Here is an 18,897-nt window from a genome sequence, read left to right on the forward strand (position 1 = left end):
CAGATCTGCTTTCGCTCTGGTCACCGAAAAAACGGATATGTACTCAATCCCGATAGACCCCACCAATCACCCAGTCAGCCCAAGCAATTGGACGCAACGCAAACATGCTTCTAACCTGACAGCCTGCGCCACCCAAGAAGCCCGCCCATGATCGTCCGTCCCAAACCCAACCTGCTCGGCATCCTGTTCTCCCTCAAGGGCTCGATCGCCAAACGCATTGCGCTGCGCAGCCTGCTGGTCACCCTCCTGGCCTCAGTCATCGTGCTGGTAGAAACCCTGCACCCGGCCTACTTTTCCAAGGTCAACGCCACACCCTTCACACTGCTGGGGCTGTCACTGTCCATCTTCATGAGTTTTCGCAACAACGCCTGCTACGACCGCTGGTGGGAAGGCCGCAAACAACTGGGCCAGATGATCATCGAGATCCGCTCACTGATCCGCGAAACCCAGGTCCTCAACCCTGCCGAACGCAAACACGTCCTGCGCAGCCTGTGCGGTTTCGCCCATGGCCTGATCGCCCGCCTGCGCCTGGAAGACGAAAGCCAGGCGATCAAACCGTGGGCCAACCCAGAACCCGGCCACCCGAACCTGCCCGACAGCATCCTGCAAGACCTCGGCGCCCGCTGCTCGAACCTCGCCGAACAGGGCCACATCAGCGACTGGCGCTACACCCAACTGGAAACCCGGCTGTACGGCCTGAGCCAGGTCCAGGCCTCCTGCGAGCGGATCAAACACACCCCGCTGCCCTTCCCCTACACCTTGCTGCTGCACCGCACCATCTACCTGTTCTGTATCCTGCTGCCCTTCGCCATGGCCGAGCCGCTGGGCTGGCTGACCCCGGTGTTCACCGCCATCGTCAGCTACACCTTCTTCGGCCTGGACGAAATCGGCGACGACCTCGAAGACCCGTTCGGCTTCGACGAAAACGACCTGCCCTGCAACGCCATCGTGCGCACCCTGGAGCGCGAGATTCTCGCCGCCCTCGGCGAAACCACGCTGCCGCCGGCCCTTGAGCCGATTGAGTTCGTGCTGACGTGATGCGAGTTTGACACTCGCGATAACCTGACCGAAGCTGATGGCTTTGCACTAGCTGCCCAGCTTTCGGACGCCTGCATGTCAAAGTCACGCCGTTACTCCATCGTCGGCCTGTGCGCCCTGTTGTTTATTGTGCTGATCACCTGGTATTTCACCCGCACCACGCCGGTGGTCGTGCCCCCGGCCATCGCCCATGGTTACGCCAAGGCCTTGAAGCAGGCGCATAACGGTGAACCCGGCGCCGCCCGTGTGCTGTATCAACAGCTGGGCCGCCCGGACCTTTCCGACGTGCGCCGCGCCGCCCTGCATGCCGAACTGCCCAACTACCCAAGCCCCCAGGCCCTCAAGCTGGCGGACAAGGACCTGGCCAACGACGCGCCAATGGTGCGCGAGGCGGCGATTCACAGCATTGTCGGCCTGGTGCCCAGCGGCCAGCGCACGCTGTTGCTCGGGCCACTGCTGGATGACCCGGAGCAAAGCGTCAGGTTTGCCGCGGCCAATGCCTTGCTCGGGCTGTCCCCGGATACCCTGGGCCTGTACTTCGGCCCGTTGCAGCAAGTGCTCGACGAATACGTAAAGCTGCTCAAGGGCCAACCCGAAAGCCCCGAAGGCTGGATCCAGCTGGCACGCCTGTACATTCACAGCGCGCTACTGCCCGACGCACAAAACGCCCTGGAGCAGGCGATGCGCCTGCAACCGGACAACCTGCAAGCCGTGGTCGCGCAAATTGAACTGCTGGACAAGCAGGGCAAGGTCGACGAGTCCCGCCAACTCCTGGCCAAACAGTTGCAGGCCCACCCCGATTCGGCCTACCTGCAACATGCCCTGGGCATGTGGCTGCTGCACCATGGCGAGCGCGCCTTTGCCCTGCTCAGCCTGTCCCGAGCGGTGGAGCTCGAACCGAACAACCAGGATTACCGCTACGACCTGGCCACCACCCTGCACGCCCAGCAGGAACTGGAGGCCGCCCAGCGCCAGCTGGAAGAAATCATCCAGCGCAACCCGGCCAATCGCAAAGCCAGGGTGCTGCTGGTCAATTACTGGAAGGAAACCGGCCAGTTGCAGAATGTGCAGGTGCTGCTGGCACAGCTTGAACAGCAGAATCCGGACGACCCGGCGCTGCAACAGGGCCTGTAAAAGCGGTATTTGATACAAAACGTTGAACCGCCACACGGCGGCAAGGTCAAGTAAATATGGCGCGCCCCAGACGGCGCTGCCGACTACTTATTTGTGACCCGAGGGCACTTCTTGTCTACATCCAAAGAGCTGTTCACAGCAAAGGCGGCCACCGGTATTGAAGGTCTGGACGACATTCTTGCCGGAGGGCTTTCCCGTAGCCATTTGTTCCTGCTGGAAGGTGAACCCGGCACCGGTAAAACCACCGTGGCCCTGCATTTCCTCCAGGCCGGCGCAAAAAACGGCGAACGATCGCTGTACATCACCCTGTCGGAAACCGAGCGCGAGTTGCGCCAGGGTGCCAAGTCCCATGGTTGGGACCTGGACGAACACATTCACATCTTTGAACTGACTCCCCCCGAAAGCCTGCTCAATGCCGAGCACCAGCAAAGCCTCCTGTATTCCTCGGACCTTGAGCTGGGCGAAGCCACCCGGCAGATCTTCGAAGTGGTGGAACGGGTCAAACCTACCCGCGTCGTGATCGACAGCCTTTCGGAAATCCGCCTGCTGGCGCAAAGCTCCCTGCGCTATCGCCGGCAGATCCTGGCGATCAAGCACTACTTCGTGCGCTACGACGCCACCGTGCTGCTGCTGGACGACCTGACCACCGAGTCCCTCGACAAGACCGTACACAGCGTGGCCCACGGTGTGATTCGCCTGGAAGAACTGACCCCCAACTACGGCGCCGAGCGCCGCCGCGTGCGGATCGTGAAATACCGTGGGCAGAAATACCGCGGCGGTTTTCACGACTTCACCATCATGGAAGACGGCGTACATGTGTTCCCGCGCCTGGTGGCCGCCGAGCACCGTGGCGGCTACAACCGCCAGACCCTCACCAGCGGCATCCGCGAGATGGACGCCCTGTTGGGCGGCGGGATCGAGACTGGTTCCAGCACCTTGATCCTGGGCCCGGCCGGTACCGGTAAATCGCTGATCTCGATGATCTTTGCCGCAGCAGCCGTCTCCCGGGGCGAAAAAGCCGCGCTGTTCATTTTTGATGAAGAGCTGGGTCTGCTGTTCGAGCGCATGAAGAACATGGGCATCGACCTGGAAGCCCTGCAAGCCACCGGCAACCTGCTGATCGAACAGGTAGACGCCGCCGAGTTGTCCCCCGGCGAGTTCTCCCATCGGGTGCGCCGCTGTGTGGACGAACGCGGGATCAAGACCGTGGTGATCGACAGCGTCAATGGCTATCAGGCCGCGATGCCGGAAGAGAACGCGTTGATCCTGCACATGCACGAACTGCTGCTGTACCTCAACCGCCGTGGCGCCGCGACCTTCATGACCGTCGCCCAGCACGGGCTGGTGGGGGACATGCAGGCGCCGGTGGACATTACCTATCTGGCCGACACCGTGATCCTGCTGCGTTACTTCGAAGCGCTGGGCAAGGTGCGGCGTGCGATTTCGATCATCAAGAAACGCACCGGCAGCCACGAATCGACCATTCGCGAATACCGCATCGGCAGTCGTGGCATGACCATCGGCGAACCGCTTGATGCGTTCCAGGGTGTATTGCGCGGCGTACCGACCTACATGGGCACCGACAACCCGCTGCTCAAGGATGAAAGTTCATGAGTGGCCTGCCGGCCATTTTCGAACGGGCGATCATTCTGGCGCCCCTGGGTCGCGACAGCTCCCTGGCGTTGATGATGCTCAATGAGGCTGGTTTCAACGGCATCATCGCCAGCCATTTGCAGATGCTCTGCGAGGAGCTGGAGCACGGTGCCGGCTTGCTGGTCATTGCTGCCGAAGCCCTGCGCGGTATCGACCTGGAACCGCTGCTCACGTACCTGCATCAACAACCGGCGTGGTCAGACCTGCCGATTGTGCTGATGACGCACCACGGCGGCAGCGAACAGAATGGCTCGTCGCACCTGAGCACCTTGCTGGGCAACGTGACGTTCCTGGAGCGCCCGTTCCACCCGATCACCCTGATCAGCCTCGTGACCACGGCGCTGCGCGGACGTCGTCGGCAATACGAGGCCCGCGACCGGCTGATCGACCTGAGCCAGAGCGAACAGCGCCTGCAAAGCACCCTGGAAACCCTTGAGCAACAGGTGGAAGAACGCACGGCGCAGCTGCGCAATAACGAAGAAGCGTTGCGCCAATCGCAGAAAATGGAAGCCGTCGGCCAATTGACCGGCGGCATCGCCCATGACTTCAACAACATGCTGACCGGCATCATCGGCAGCCTGGAACTGCTGCGCAGGCGCGTGGCTCGGGGCCGCACCGAAGACCTCGACAGCCTGATCGACCTGGGTGTCACTTCAGCCAACCGCGCGGCCGCCCTGACCCACCGCTTGCTGGCGTTTTCCCGTCGCCAGTCGCTGGATTCGAAACCGGTGCAGATCAATCAACTGGTGAGCTCCATGGGTGAGCTGCTGCAACGCAGCCTGAATGAAAGCATTGCCCTGGATATCCGCCTGACCGAGCAACTCTGGACCGCCGAAGCCGACCCCAACCAGCTGGAAAGCGCCCTGCTCAACCTCGCCATCAATGCCCGGGATGCGATGCCCAACGGCGGCAAACTGGTGGTGGAAACCACCAACCGCCACTTGGACAGTGTGTTTACCGCAGCCTACGGCACCCTCACCCCTGGCGACTATGTGGAACTGAGCGTCAGCGACACCGGTTGCGGCATGCCCGAGAGCGTGATCAGCCGTGCATTTGACCCGTTCTTCACCACCAAACCCATTGGCCAGGGCACCGGGCTGGGGTTGTCGATGATCTACGGGTTTGCGCGCCAATCCCACGGGCATGTGTCGATCCACAGTGTGGTGGGCCAAGGCACCACCGTCAGCCTGTTCCTGCCGAGGTATGTCGGCGAGGTCATTGCAGATGAACCGCTCAACCCGGCATTGCTGCCGTTCGCCAATGCCGGCGAGACCGTGCTGATCGTCGAGGACGACCCGGCCGTGCGAGTGCTGGTCAGCGCCGTGCTGAGTGAACTGGGCTATGCCTTCGTCGAAGCCGGTGATGCCGACAGTGCCATGCCGATCATCGAGTCCAGCCAGCGCATTGACCTGCTGATCAGCGACGTTGGCCTGCCCGGCATGAACGGCCGGCAACTGGCGGAGATCGGCCGGCAGGTGCGGCCCGAGTTGAAGGTGTTGTTTATTACCGGCTATGCAGAGCATGCGGCTGTACGGGGCGGTTTTCTGGACCCGGGCATGCAGATGATCACCAAGCCGTTCACCTTTGATCTGTTGACGGCAAAGGTGAGGGAGATGATCAAGGCTTGAAGAGGGAGTGTGTTCCCTCTTCTACAGATGTTAAGCCAACAGCCGCTGGATATGTTCCTGCAACGTATCCAGGTCAAACGGTTTGGCCAGGATCGGCGCATTGCGCGTGATCGGGCTGTTGCAGTCGAGAATCTCCTGCGGGTAACCGCTGATGAAGATCACTTTCAATTCCGGGCGCAGCTTGATCGCAGGCTCCGCGATCTGCACCCCGGAAATGCCGCCAGGCAGGCGGTAGTCGGTCACCATCAGGTCCAGGTGCGGCTTGGTGGCCAGGATTTCAAACGCCTGCTCACCGTCAATCGCCTTCAACACCCGATACCCCAGGCCCGCCAGGTACTCGCCCAACACAAACATAATCGATTCGTCATCTTCGACGATCAGTACAACATCTTGTGCATCTTCACTCATGGGAAGCCTTTGTCCGGTCAATTGCTGCTGATACGACCATGGGGTCACGCAGAGGTTGCGTCGGATTTGCGATTGATTTCATGCCCCGGCCTCCAGGGGCAGGCAGACGCGGAACAACGCGCCCTCGCCTATCCGGCTTTCCACTTCAATGGTCCCGCCGTGGGCCGCGATAATCTGCTCGGAGATAAACAGCCCCAGGCCCAGGCCCGCCACGGCGTGGTTGGCCGACACCCGCTCGAACTGCTGGAAAATCCGCTTCTGGTTGTCTTCGCTGATGCCGATCCCGTGGTCGCGTACCTCCACCCGTGCTTCGCCATGCTCGGCGTACACCCGCACCTCCACCGGGCTCTTGGCCCCATAGCGCAAGGCGTTGGTCAGCAGGTTGGACACCACCTGCTCGATACGGAACTCATCCCAGTTGCCCTCCACCGGCCCTTCCTGGACCCACTTCACCGAGGACTCGGCCGCTGCCACTTGCGGAGCGAAATTCTCCAGCAGGTTGTGCACCAGTTGCGTCAGGTCAAAGCGGCCGGGGCGGATCGATAGCTTGCCGGTGCGGATGCGTGACACGTCGAGCATGTCTTCGATCAGGCGAATCAGGCTCTGGATCTGCCGCTCATCGCGGTCGACCATGGCGTGCATCTTGTCCAGGGTAAACGCCGCGGCGTTGTCCCGGGCAAGGTGCATCTTGCGCAGCTGGGTTTCCAGGATCAGCCCGTTGAGGGGCGTGCGCACTTCGTGGGCGACGATCGACATGAAGTCATCGCGCATGCGCACGGCCTGCTCCAGTTCGGCCTGGGTGGCCTGCAAGCGCGTGAGCAAGGCTTCCTGCTCGCGCCGGCTTTGCTCCAGGGCTTCAACCTGCTGCTTCATCGCCTTGCTCTGGCGGTACAGGTCAACGAATACGTTGATCTTGCTCTTGACCGCGTGGATATCCAGCGGCTTGTGCAGGAAATCCACGGCGCCGCTTTCGTAGCCCTTGAACGCATAGTTGAGCTCACGGCCGGCAGCGCTGACAAACACGATGGGAATGTTCTTGGTCTTTTCGGTGCCGCGCATCAGCTCGGCCAGCTCGAAGCCGTTCATGCCCGGCATCTGCACGTCGAGAATGGCCATGGCGAACTCGTGCTCCAGCAGCAGCGACAAGGCCTCGTCGGCGCTCAATGCCTTATAGACCTGGCGGTCCTCGCGCTTGATCAGCGCTTCAAGGGCCAGCAGGTTTTCCGGCAGATCGTCGACGATCAGCAGTTTGGCCTGGACAGTACTTAACATGGGGAGGATTCCAGGGAAGCCAGCAAGGTGCCGATGCGGCTCAAGGTGAGGATATGGTCAGGTTCATGCAGCGCCAGGGCGGCCCGGGGCATCACGGCGACGCGGGCCTCCAAAGGGTCCTGCACCACCGTGGTACCGCCGCTCTGCTTGACGTGGGCCAGGCCCCGGGCGCCGTCCTGGTTGGCCCCCGTCAGCAAAATCGCCAGCAAGCCCTTGCCGTAGACATCGGCGGCTGAATCAAACAGGTAGTCGATTGCCGGGCGGGAATGGTGCACGCGGTCCTCCTGGCTCAGTGACAGGCTGCGGTCGTGCTCCACCGACAGGTGATAACCGGGGCCGGCAAAATACAGGGTACCGGGCTGGATCACTTCCTTGTCGCGGGCCTCCACTACCTTCATCGATACGCGTCGGTCAAACACTTCCGCCAACTGGCTGCGGCGCTCGTCGGGCAAATGCAGCACGGTAATGATCGGCAGGCCGAAGCTCGCCGGCAGCTCGCCAAAAATGCTCAGCAATGCCTCGACACCGCCTGCGGAAGCGCCGATCACAATGGCCTCGATCCCGGATACCGGGCTGGCAGTAGCTTCATTCATAATTTTCGGTAGATCCGTTCTTGCTTGACCAGGGGTTCGAACTGTTTGCTGTAGGCGGAAAAATCCAGGGTTTCCTTGCTGCCCAGCACCAGGAAGCCGCGGTGACACAGCGACTCATGGAACAATCCAAACGCCCGATCCTGCAACTTTTTATTGAAGTAAATCAATACGTTGCGACAGGAAATTAATTGAGTTTCGGAAAACACGCTATCGGTCGCCAGGCTGTGATCGGCAAACGTCACGTTCTCCCGCAGGGTCTTGTCGAAGATCGCATGATCGTAAGCCGCCGTGTAGTAATCGGCAAACGAACGCTGGCCACCGGCCTGTTGGTAGTTGTGGGTATAGGCGCGGATGTTCTCGAGGGAAAAGATCCCCTGCTTGGCTTTTTCCAGGGACCGGGGATTGATGTCGGTGGCGTAGATGATGGTGCGTTCCAGCAGGCCTTCCTCACGCAACAGGATGGCCATGGAATACACCTCCTCCCCGGTACTGCAGCCCGCGATCCAGATCTTGATCGACGGGTAGGTCTTGAGCAGCGGCACCACTTCCTTGCGAATCGCCAGGAAGTGCGAGGGATCGCGAAACATTTCGCTGACCGGAATCGTCAGGAACTGCAGCAACTGCATGAACGCCGTCGGGTCATGCAGCACCCGTTCCTGCAAGGCCGAGATGGTGGCGCAGTCGAACTGACGCAACGCATGGGCCACGCGGCGCTTGACCGAAGCGCCGGAGTAGTCGCGAAAGTCGTAGCTGTACTTGAGGTAAATCGCCTCAATCAACAAGCGCAGTTCGATGTCAGTGCTTCGTTCCAATTAAATCCGTTCCATCTTGGGTAGCCACACGCGAATCAATGAAAACAACCGGTCCAGGTCGATGGGCTTGGCCAGGTAATCGTTGGAGCCTGCCGCCAGGCAGCGCTCCTGATCGTCCTTCATGGCCTTGGCCGTCACCGCGATGATCGGCAGCTTGCGCCAGCGCGGGTCCTGGCGGATCAAGGCGGTGGCCTCGTACCCGTCCATCTCCGGCATCATCACGTCCATCAGTACCAGGTCGATGTCATCGACTTCATTGAGTTTCTCGATCGCCTCGCGGCCATTACGGCCGATCACGACAATCGCGCCCTTGTGCTCCAGGGCACTGGTCAGGGCGAAGATATTGCGTACATCGTCATCCACCAGCAGGATCTTGCGGCCCTCGAACACCTTGTCGCGGCTGCGGGCAGTCCTGAGCATTGTCTGGCGTTCATGGGACAACTGCGATTCGACTTTGTGCAGAAAGAGTGTCACCTCGTCCAGCAGGCGCTCGGGGGAACGCGCGCCCTTGATGATGATCGAGCGCGAATACTTGCGCAGTTCGGCCTCTTCATCGCGGGTCAGGTTGCGCCCGGTGTAGACGATCACCGGCGGGAACGAGCAGATGTCCTCGATGGACATGCGCTTGAGCAGCTCGTTGCCGAGCATGTCCGGCAGCTTGAGGTCGATGATCATGCAGTCGTAGATGTGGGTGCGCAGCAGGTCCAGGGCCTCCTGGGCGAAGCCTACGGCGGTGATCTCGATATCATCGTCGCCGATCAGGCGGGCAATGCTGTCTCGCTGAAGGTCATCGTCTTCCACCAGCAGCACACGCTTGACCTTCTGCGTCAGCTTGGCTTCCAGGCGGGCGAACACATCCTTGAGCTCTTCGCGGGTGGTCGGCTTGACTGCATAGCCCACGGCGCCCATGTGCATGGCGGCTTCGACGCGGTCCTCCACGGAAATCACGTGCACCGGGATATGGCGGGTCCCGGCATGTTCCTTGAGACGTTGCAGCACGGTCAGGCCGGAATGGTCCGGCAGGCGCATGTCCAGCAGGATCGCGTCGGGAATGTACTGTTCCGCCAGGGCGTAGCCTTCGTCTGCGCCATGGGCCACCAGGCAGTGGTAACCCAGTTCATGGGCGAGGTCGAAGAGGATGCGGGCAAAGTTGGGCTCATCTTCCACCACCAGGATGCAACGCGTGGCGAACGGAGCCTTGTCGCGGTCATCGATAAAGCGCGGTATCTGCGCTTCGTGGGCGATCGGCATCGGCGACACCTTGATCGGCGCCGGTGCAGGCACAGGGACTACCGCGCGCGGCTGTTCCAGCGCGGGGGTGTCTTCGTCACGCTCTACATAGTGCTCGGGCACCACCAGGGTAAAGATACTGCCCTGGCCAGGTTCGCTGGTGACGCTGATATAGCCGCCCAGCAGGTTCGCCAGGTCCCGGGAAATCGACAGGCCCAGGCCGGTGCCGCCGTAACGACGGTTGGTGGTGCCATCGGCCTGGCGGAACGCCTCGAAGATGCTTTCCTGCTGGTCCGGGGCGATGCCAATCCCCGAGTCGCGTACGGTAAAGGCGATGCCCTCCCCCGGTGCCCGGGATACCGACAGGCTGACCTCACCTTTCTCGGTGAACTTGATGGCGTTGGACAGCAGGTTCTTCAGAATCTGCTCCAGGCGCTGGCGGTCGGTGAACAGCATGTGTGGCGAGCCTTCCTGCACCTCCACCTGGAACCCGAGCTTGCGGTCGGCCGCCAGCGGCTCGAACATGCCGCGCAGCCCATCCACCAGGCGCGCAACGCTGGTGTTCTCCGGGCGCATTTCCAGCTTGCCGGCTTCGACCTTGGAGATATCGAGGATGTCATTGATCAGGTTGAGCAAGTCGTTGCCGGCCGAGTAGATCGACTCGGCGAACTTGACCTGTTCGGCGCTGAGGTTTTCCTGGGGGTTCTCCGCCAGCAACTTGGCCAGGATCAACGAGCTGTTCAGCGGCGTGCGCAGCTCGTGGGACATGTTGGCGAGGAATTCGGACTTGTACTTGCTGGAGCGCTGCAACTCGTCGGCGCGCTCTTCCAGCTCGATCTGTACGCGGTTGAGCTGGACGTTCTTCTGGTCCATGGCATCGCGCTGCTCGGCCAGGGTCTGGGTCTGTTCGGCCAATTGTTCGTTGGTCTGTTCCAGCTCCGCCTGTTGGGTTTCCAGGTGGGCCTGGGACTCCTTGAGGATGCGCGACTGTTCTTCCAGCTCTTCGTTGGCCGTCTTGAGCTCTTCCTGCTGCACTTGCAGCTCTTCATTGAGCTGCTGGGTTTCGGCCAGCACTTCTTGCAGGCGCTGGCGATAACGCGCGGCTTCGATGGAGGTGCCGATGTTGTCGGCAATCAACTCCAGCAGTTCGACATCACGGTCATCGAGTGCACGCAGGAAACCCAGTTCGATCACCCCGTTGACCCGGCCATCATCGCTGGTCGGTACCACCAGCACGCTGCGGGTCGCACCTTCGCCGAGGCCGGAACTGACCTTGAAGTAATCCACCGGCACATCGTCCAGGCGAATCAGGCGGTCCTGCCGGGCCGATTGGCCGACGATGCCTTCGTCGTTGTAGATCGACTGTTCCTGCTGCTCCTGCTCGCGGGAGAAGCCATAGGTAGCCACGCGTGTGAGGCCGCCGTGCTCTTCACGCACGTACAACGCCGCCACCGCCGAGCCCATGTACTGGGCAAAGAACTGCAAAATGTTGCGCCCCAGCAGATTCAGCGTCAGTTGGCCAAGGACCTGCTCGGCCAGCTCGGTCTGGCCGTTGCGCAACCAGGCTTGCTGCTCGAGGCGCTTGGCGATCCTCTGCTGCGACATCAGGTTTTCGCTGTAACTGTTTGAAAGTTCTAAAAGATTCTTTCGGCCGACATACGCCAGGAAGCCACTCAGGCCGAGCACAAACACCAGGTACAAGGTGACGCTGATGATCGTGGTGCGGGTAACGTCTTCATTGCGGGTGATGCGGAACTGTTGCTCCATCGCCACCGCCCGGTCGTACTCCTTGCGAATCTCGTCCGTCAGGCTCTTGCCACGCCCGGCTTTCACGGCGGTGCGGTAATCGCCGTTTTGCCGCTGCATGTCAATCATCGACTGGGCGTAGGTGTTCCACGCCTGTTGCAACGATTCCAGACGCTTGAGCCGGTCCACCTGCTCCGGATTGTCCGCCACCAGTGCCTGCAAGTTGCGCAAGTCGGAAATGATCCGCGGCTTGGCCACTTCGTACGGGTCGAGGAAATGCTCGTCACCGGTAATCAGGAAGCCGCGCATGCCGGTTTCCAGGTCCACGGTCAGTTTCGAGGTTTCGTTGAGATTGTTGATTACCCGGTCGGTGTGTTCGACCCACTGGATCACCGACAACAGGTAGGTGATCAGAACGACGAAAAACACCGCGCTGAGCACGCCAACGCCCAACGGCAGTGCCACGTTGCGGCCCAGCAATTTACGGAAGCTTTTCTCATCGACAGACGACGCGGGAGTCATGGGCATGCCTTGGCCAATACGGAAAAACGAGGAGTTTGCCCCAAAGTTGCGCCTGAGCGCTATTTTTCTGCTACCCGTAGCGACATGGATTACATAACCCATTGATAAATAGACGAATGGATGTGTTTTTAACACTCGGCAATTGACTTTCCTTCTTACATGGGAACCGAAGTGAGCCTGGAACGTTGTGTGTGGGCCGCCCCACCCAAAGGGGTGCCGTGGGGAACAGGGAACCTCCTCGGAAAAGGCGCGTATCTCCTAATAAAACAGGTACCCACCGATGCAAAATGTCAGCAACCTCTCCGTGCAACAGCCTGCGCCCCAATTCTTTTCCTCCCCTGCTTCCGGGGCATCGTCCCTGAGCCCCCAGCCAGCCACGCCCCCTGCCGTTGCAGCAGCGCCAGCATCAGCCGCCAGCCGCTCCGATGTGCTGAAACAGCCCATGGCCGACCGGCAGAACTGGCAGAACCTGCTGGACGCCATCAACCTCGCAGCCCCGGCCCTGCAAGACTACGACACCGCCCCCTATGTACAGTCCGTCCTGAAGCTCACACAAATGGCCATTCATCCGGACTCGTCTCATCACAACACCCTGGACATGGGGACCAGGGTCAACCAAAGCCTGGAGGCATTCCTGAATGCCAACGGGGTGCCTCTGCCAACCTCCAAGGCCGAGTTGCTCAAGCTGAAACTGGAAGCGACCGTCAGGATCGCCGCCCACCCTTTCGGTGACCTGGGCGGTGCCTTGTCCTGGCCTGCACCGCTGGACCAGAACCAGCAAACTCAGTTGCGCCTGCTTGCGATGAACCACGCCCACCACCTCGGCGATCAGCCGCAAGTCACGCAGACAAAGAGCGTCCTGGACTTTCTCGCGTACCAGAATTCCATTCCTGTGGCCGCCTTGAACGACCCGGCGAAGATCCTCGAGTTTCTTTTAAGCTCGCCCGAAGGCCAACTGATGGGCCAGGCCCTGCAGCGCGGGCTCAATGGTATCGAGACCAAGAACAGCCATTACGACTACCTGCTGGCCGCCATCAGTGCACAGATGGATCCCGAGTCAGTCCAGGCGCCTCAACGGAACAAACTGGCCGGTTTCGACGTGGCCAGTGAAGAACATTGGGGCAAGCCGGCCTCTGCCATCGTCAACGGGCTGAGCGCACACCTGTCGAGCGAGGGCAGAACGAGCCCCGAGATGGCCCAGGCGGGTGCTTACGTATTGCTGGCAAGAACAGCCCCGGAGTTCCTGATCAAAGACATCCCGGCCAGCGTGACCTATGGCAGCCCGGCCTGGGTCAACCTGGCGGTTGCGGCGGCGTCGATTGAAGCGCAGTCGCCGGGCTCGGTACCGAACATGACTTTCGCCCAAGTGATGCTCAAGGCCGAAAGCGCTGCACTCGCCGAGCCCGCCGTGACCCAAAGCGCACAGAGGGCAGCGCTGATTGATTGGGCAGTGGCCAACGGCGTTATCAGCAAACAACCCAACGATGCCTACAGCCCCGACCAGCTGGAAGCGATACGCGTCGAGTTCACTCAACAGGTGGATGAACGTATGAAGGCCTCCACCCTGCTGGAGACCGATATCCCGAGCCGCAAGGCCATTGCACTGGCCCAGCTCAAAGAGCGATTTGGCGAGGATGTGCCGTTTGAAAAAAAGGCCCTGACGGTGAAGGACACCCGCCAACAACAGTTTGGCGTGCCGCTCTACGACCCAAACCGCGCACCTGCGGGACTGCATTCGTTGCTGGACATCGCCATGAGTGGCTTGGGCGATTACACCTGGGAATCCAAGGATCCAGACATCACCCAGGCACTGGAAGGCCAGTCGCTCAAGTTCGACGTAAACGCGACATTTCAAAAGCAGTTTGAAGCGTCGATCAAGTCGCTGAACGACGGGGTTGTCACCACCGTAAAGCACCTGATCGCCAGCCTGCCGCTGGAAGATCGAAAAAACATCGAGCAGGGCAACCTCACTTTTTACCAGCCCTCTGTTTATCAATTGGGCCCAAACCTGGTCACCTCGCTTTTCAAACCGATTAAAAATGAGCTGCTGATACAGGTAGAGGGTGGCACGGAACCTGTTACCTATAGGCTGGACATAAAAAACGGCAGCATCAAAAAAGTAACGCCCCAGGATTTCTCTGCGAGTACCTGGGAACTGGCGATCGAGGAAAACAGAATAAAAAAATTCGACGCTTCAGAGGCCACTGAGCCCGAGCGCTCAGCCAGTACAGACACGAACCCACTGCCTCCCAACAGCTTTGCCACCGCCCGTACCCAGTACATCGCGGAGGCATTTGTCGAAAACCTCGACCTGGGCAACGAGGATGTCGTCAAGCAAGCCAAAGGCGCCACGACCTACGACAAGCAAATGGAAACCGAGTTGAAGGTGACCCATTTCTTCCTCGACCTCATTCCCTTCAAGTCAGCGATTGCCAACTTTACCAAGGGTAATTACCTGGAGGGGGCGATTGACCTCCAGCTGGACCTGCTGGGCTTTGTCAGCCTGGGTTCGTCCAAAGCGGCACAGGCGGGCACAAAAGCCCTCAGTGCAGGCGCCAAGGCGCTGAATGTTGCCAAAAAGATCGGTGTCGCCACCATCGGCGCCTTGAACCCGGTGGGCGGCTTGGGCGATTTGCTTCTGGGAGGCGCAGGACTGATTAACCGGGGCGGCAAGTTTGTAGTCGAAAAAAGCATTAACGGGCTAAACAAACTCAAGGGGGCAGCCGGCAGCCATGACCTGTTGAAAGCCGCCGGCAAGGAACATGGCGTCGCGGCAATCGGCACCATCAAGCTGGCGGATCAAACCGTCGAAGCCTCCGCTGTATTGAACAAGGGCGAATGGTACGCGTACGACGCCCTCAAGAAACAACCCTATGGCCCACCGTTGAAGGGGTTCACGCCACAGACCGTGTCGATCCAGGACAACGTTGAAAGCTTCTGGGAGTACTTTGTCGGAGGGCCGGCCACCAAGGCGCAAAACACACCCTCCAAGCAATTATCCAACTCATTCAAGGCTACGCAGGAACACGCCAGAACAACGAGCCACGATGCGTATATGCGTGGCTATAACAACGGGGTAGTGGATGACATCCCGGGCTACTCGGGCTCCATGGATATCGCAGAGCTCATGGAACTGGCACTTAAGCCGAATCGAAGCCCCGAAGAAATCGGCGCCCTGGCACAGTCAATAGGCAAAAAGCGATCAGAAGTCGGCCTTAAAAACTATGAGTTCTACAAAGCCGAAATTGAGCGCATCCCCGGCATCAAGCTCCGGGGCATGCCCCAGAATTTCTATTTGAGCCAGGTGGACACGGTGACCGGAGGCGAATGTGGCGTGTTAGCCAACGCAATGGCCTACGCCGTGTCCGTTGGAAAACAGGACGAGTACATCGACAAGCTTTTCATTGCGGCGGCGACCAAGGAAACCAACCCAAAATCGGCGAGGTTCATCAAGGACATGAGCGAAGCCCAGGATCACTTCAGAAAGCGACCGCACTCGGCCGAAGTCGTCACGCAAAAGTCCTATCAGGCCATCATCGATGACCTGGCCAACGCGACGACGTCCAAGACACTCATCATCGCCACGCCCGTCCACGCGATGACAGCGGGAGTGATCGTGGAAGGCGGCACGCGAAAATGGTTCTATTTCGACCCCAATTTCGGATTGGTCAATTTTCCGACCGAGGACGCCATGAAGAAAGGAATGAAGGAATCGCTGGCCAACAGTAAGGCGCAGCTTATCCCGGGAGCGTTTGGGACGCCGACAAACCCGGAATATACGGTCAGCACATTCAAGGCTAGCGAGAACCAGAGCCGGGTGCATGGGTTGGTGTACGGATCCCTTTAACCGATAAAACCGGCAGCTTGAGACAATGCCAGGGGCTTGCTGGTTGTTCCAGCAAGCCCCTGGCAAGTGAGTGGCAGTGATACGCGACATTTGTAGCCGTTACCGGCACAATGTTTTGCTTATCTGGGGAACTTGCCGGGACCGACAATACTCAGGATGAAAACGGTCTTCCCATCGCCCAAGACCTGCCCCTTCCACTGTTCGGGAACCTCCACTATGTCAGCCGCCCCCTCCACCATCCTTGTAGTCGAAGACGACGCCATCGTGCGCATGTTGATCGTCGATGTCCTCGAAGAGCTGGAGTACCAAGTGCTTGAAGCGGCCGATGCCGAAGAAGCCTTGAAAATAGTTCAAGACACCGACCAGACCATCGACCTGATGATGACCGACGTCGGCCTGCCGGACATGGACGGCAAGCAACTGGCCCTCAAGGCCCGTGAAATACGCCCCGCCCTGCCCATCCTGTTCGCCAGCGGTTATGCCGAAAATATCGATTCGCCAGCCGACATGCAGGTGATCGGCAAGCCGTTCTCGATTGATCAGTTGCGTGACAAGGTCAAGTCCATACTGCCTTGACTGCCCCCCGATGCCGCCTTTCACAGGCGGCACTTGATCTCGTTGATGTCAACTGATCGATAGATCTTTGCGTTGAACCTCACGTGCCAAAAGACTTCCCGAGCAACTGAGTGCAAACTCTGCCTGACACGCAAAGGTTCAGCTAGTTGCGACTGTACGCGCCCACCGGAGCCTGCTTTTATAACAGCTGAAAACTCGACGACATCCGACTGACTCAGTAAGGACGCAACAACATGATTCGAACACCGACGCGCCTGCTGCTGGCGAGCCTCTCGATTTTCATGAGTACCGGCGCCTGGGCCGATTTCACCGCCACGCCGAGTGAAGCCCGGGCCATCGCCAAGGAAGCCTATCTTTATGGCTTCCCGGTGGTGGAGATGTACAAGACTCTCTACACCCAGGCTGTCGACAAGACCGGGGCGAACTTCAAGGCGCCGTTCAACCACATCGGGAACACCGCGCAGGCGATAACCCCTAAAGATACAGCGATCCCCACCCCCAACCCGGACACGCCCAACTCCTTTGTCTGGCTCGATCTGCGGGCCGAGCCCGTGGTGTTGACCCTGCCCAGGATCGAAGACAACCGCTACTACGCCGTGCAGTTGGTCGACCTCTATACGCAGAACTTCGGCTATCTGGGTACCCGCAGCACCGGTAACAACGGTGGCCACTACATGATTGCCGGCCCGGGCTGGAAAGGCCAGCAGCCAACCGATATCGACCGCGTCGTGTACAGCGAAAGCAACATCGCCTACGCCCTGTACCGCACTCAATTGTTCGATGAAAAGGACTTGGGCAAAGTCAGACAGATCCAGGGCGGCTATAAGGTCCAGACCCTGAGCAGCTACGTGAAGCAGCCCAAACCCATCAAGCCGCCGAAAATTGCCTGGCCCAAGCCTACGCCGAACATGAGCGACAGCGTGCATCTGTTCCGCTATCTGAACTTCATGCTGGCCTACGCAGCACCGCAGGACAGTGAGAAAGACGTGCTCGCGCGTTTTGCCAGGATCGGCGTCGAGGCGGGTAAACCGTTCGACCTCAAGGCCCTGACGGTTGAGCAACGCAAAGCGCTGGATGACGGCATCGCCGACGGCAAAGCCGAGTATGCAGCCTTCAAAAAAGACAAGATCGATACCCATCAAGTATCCAGTGCAGACCTGTTCGGCAATCGCGACCACCTTCAAAACAACTACCTGTACCGCTACGCTGGCGCCAACCTGCACCTGTTTGGCAACTCCGGCGATGAAACGGCCTACCTGCGCTACTCCGTGGACAGCGAGGGCAAACCCGCCAACGGCGCACGCCACAGCTACACCCTGCACTTCGCCAAGGACCAGTTGCCACCGACCGACGCATTCTGGTCACTGACCATGTACAACGCCAAGACCAATCTGCTGACCCCCAACCTGAAGAAGCGCTACGTGCTCACGTCGGGGATGTTGCCCAACTTCAAGCTCGACGCCGATGGCGGCCTGACGCTGTTGGTCGCGCACCACGAGCCACCGAAGGCGGAACAAAGCAACTGGCTGCCAGCACCACCCGGCCCGTTCTATGCCCTATTGCGCATTTACCTGCCCAAGCCTGAAGTGGGTAACGGGCAATGGAAGCAGCCACCGCTCACACCGATCAAATAGCACCCGCTCAAGTCGCGCACCGTTTGAGGCTTAGCCCTTTTTAAGCTTCAAAAACGATTGATGCAGGTCCGACGCCCAGCCGTCGATGACGTTTTTCACGTCATCGGCTTTCATCACCTGGGAGTCGTTTGCCAACGGTTTACCGGTGCCTTTGCGCACGACTTGGGCGACCACCTTGCCACTGGCACCGTCGAGGAATTGGGCTTCGGTGCCCAAGGTGGTTTCCTGGTCACGAATCCCGGCGCCCGTGCTGACCGTGGCGACCACCAGGGCGACAGGAATGTACTCATAGGGCTTGAGACTTTCGGTCTTGCTGCTGACGGCAGTGATCGCCGCACGCACCACAATCACGCCCGGGCCTGGTCCGTCGGCCAGAGGCAAGGACTTTTCCAGTTCGCGCTTGAGCGCCTGGCTGTAGTAGGTGCTGATGCCCTGCAAGGTGCTTTCAGGGATCCTGGTGCTGGCTTGCGGCTTGGGGTAGAACTGGGTGGGCTCGATGTACACCGCGTTATAGCGGCTCAGACTCAGGTTGGGGTCCACCCAACGCATCACCTGCGCGCCCGATGGCGACTTGGCTTCCTTGAGGTTGCTGTAGTCGGAGAGAAACCCGGAGTATTCGTCCGGCTGCGTCACCTTGCTGGAACACCCCATCACCCCGATCGTGGCAATACACACGGTGCTGATCATTATTCCCAGTTTCATCGCGAGACTCCTTGGCTGACGTTGAGGAAGCGTTGAGCATTAGGTATAGCTGATGCTGGAGCTGCGGCAATGGAGCAAACCCGCTAGGGGCGGCCTGTATTA

At 59.8% G+C, this 18,897-nt stretch carries 13 protein-coding genes; 7 read left to right on the forward strand and 6 right to left on the reverse strand.

The window, feature by feature from the left end; genetic code table 11:
* Positions 1-147 precede the first annotated feature (147 nt).
* The 4 genes from HX821_RS29360 to HX821_RS29375 all read left to right on the forward strand — a co-directional run bounded on the left by HX821_RS29360 (position 148) and on the right by HX821_RS29375 (position 5,453).
* A complete protein-coding gene (locus HX821_RS29360; RefSeq protein WP_087693011.1) occupies positions 148-1,038 on the forward strand; it encodes a bestrophin family protein in 891 nt (296 codons plus the stop codon).
* 75 nt (positions 1,039-1,113) lie between these two features.
* Positions 1,114-2,172, forward strand: coding sequence for a lipopolysaccharide assembly protein LapB (locus tag HX821_RS29365; protein WP_102369052.1), 1,059 nt, complete (start codon positions 1,114-1,116; stop codon positions 2,170-2,172).
* 111 nt (positions 2,173-2,283) lie between these two features.
* Positions 2,284-3,786, forward strand: coding sequence for an ATPase domain-containing protein (locus HX821_RS29370; RefSeq protein WP_102369051.1), 1,503 nt, complete (start codon positions 2,284-2,286; stop codon positions 3,784-3,786).
* Complete coding sequence (locus tag HX821_RS29375) at positions 3,783-5,453, forward strand: response regulator (RefSeq protein ID WP_177022834.1); 1,671 nt, start codon at positions 3,783-3,785, stop codon at positions 5,451-5,453. Before HX821_RS29370 ends, HX821_RS29375 begins: the two co-directional genes overlap by 4 nt.
* A gap of 30 nt (positions 5,454-5,483) precedes the next feature.
* Here HX821_RS29375 and HX821_RS29380 read toward each other — a convergent pair whose 3' ends face one another.
* The 5 genes from HX821_RS29380 to HX821_RS29400 all read right to left on the reverse strand — a co-directional run bounded on the left by HX821_RS29380 (position 5,484) and on the right by HX821_RS29400 (position 12,036).
* On the reverse strand, positions 5,484-5,861 hold the full coding sequence (locus HX821_RS29380; protein ID WP_003217591.1) for a response regulator: 378 nt from the start codon (positions 5,859-5,861) through the stop codon (positions 5,484-5,486).
* Between the two features lie 78 nt (positions 5,862-5,939).
* A complete protein-coding gene (locus tag HX821_RS29385; protein ID WP_177037176.1) occupies positions 5,940-7,133 on the reverse strand; it encodes a hybrid sensor histidine kinase/response regulator in 1,194 nt (397 codons plus the stop codon).
* Positions 7,127-7,726: a chemotaxis protein CheB gene (locus HX821_RS29390; protein ID WP_008431027.1), complete on the reverse strand. Its 600-nt coding sequence runs from the start codon at positions 7,724-7,726 to the stop codon at positions 7,127-7,129. Before HX821_RS29390 ends, HX821_RS29385 begins: the two co-directional genes overlap by 7 nt.
* On the reverse strand, positions 7,723-8,538 hold the full coding sequence (locus tag HX821_RS29395) for a protein-glutamate O-methyltransferase CheR (protein WP_003217583.1): 816 nt from the start codon (positions 8,536-8,538) through the stop codon (positions 7,723-7,725). Before HX821_RS29395 ends, HX821_RS29390 begins: the two co-directional genes overlap by 4 nt.
* Positions 8,539-12,036 (reverse strand): response regulator, encoded by a 3,498-nt coding sequence (locus HX821_RS29400; RefSeq protein WP_008431024.1) that lies wholly within the window; start codon positions 12,034-12,036, stop codon positions 8,539-8,541.
* A gap of 280 nt (positions 12,037-12,316) precedes the next feature.
* Between HX821_RS29400 and HX821_RS29405 the strand changes: the two genes are divergently transcribed.
* From HX821_RS29405 to HX821_RS29415, 3 genes are all read left to right on the forward strand, one after another.
* The gene (locus HX821_RS29405) at positions 12,317-15,883 is read left to right on the forward strand and encodes a hypothetical protein (RefSeq protein ID WP_256344332.1); all 3,567 of its coding nucleotides are present in this window, start codon (positions 12,317-12,319) and stop codon (positions 15,881-15,883) included.
* A gap of 216 nt (positions 15,884-16,099) precedes the next feature.
* Positions 16,100-16,459, forward strand: coding sequence for a response regulator (locus tag HX821_RS29410; RefSeq protein WP_003217574.1), 360 nt, complete (start codon positions 16,100-16,102; stop codon positions 16,457-16,459).
* A gap of 233 nt (positions 16,460-16,692) precedes the next feature.
* Positions 16,693-18,093 (forward strand): DUF1254 domain-containing protein, encoded by a 1,401-nt coding sequence (locus tag HX821_RS29415; RefSeq protein WP_003217572.1) that lies wholly within the window; start codon positions 16,693-16,695, stop codon positions 18,091-18,093.
* A 30-nt stretch (positions 18,094-18,123) separates the two neighbouring features.
* Here the strand turns inward: HX821_RS29415 and HX821_RS29420 are convergent, their stop codons facing one another.
* A complete protein-coding gene (locus tag HX821_RS29420) occupies positions 18,124-18,795 on the reverse strand; it encodes a DUF3313 domain-containing protein (protein ID WP_087693015.1) in 672 nt (223 codons plus the stop codon).
* Positions 18,796-18,897: the final 102 nt, after the last annotated feature.

The sequence above is a fragment of the Pseudomonas sp. B6001 genome, assembly GCF_013386015.1.
GTDB lineage: Bacteria > Pseudomonadota > Gammaproteobacteria > Pseudomonadales > Pseudomonadaceae > Aquipseudomonas.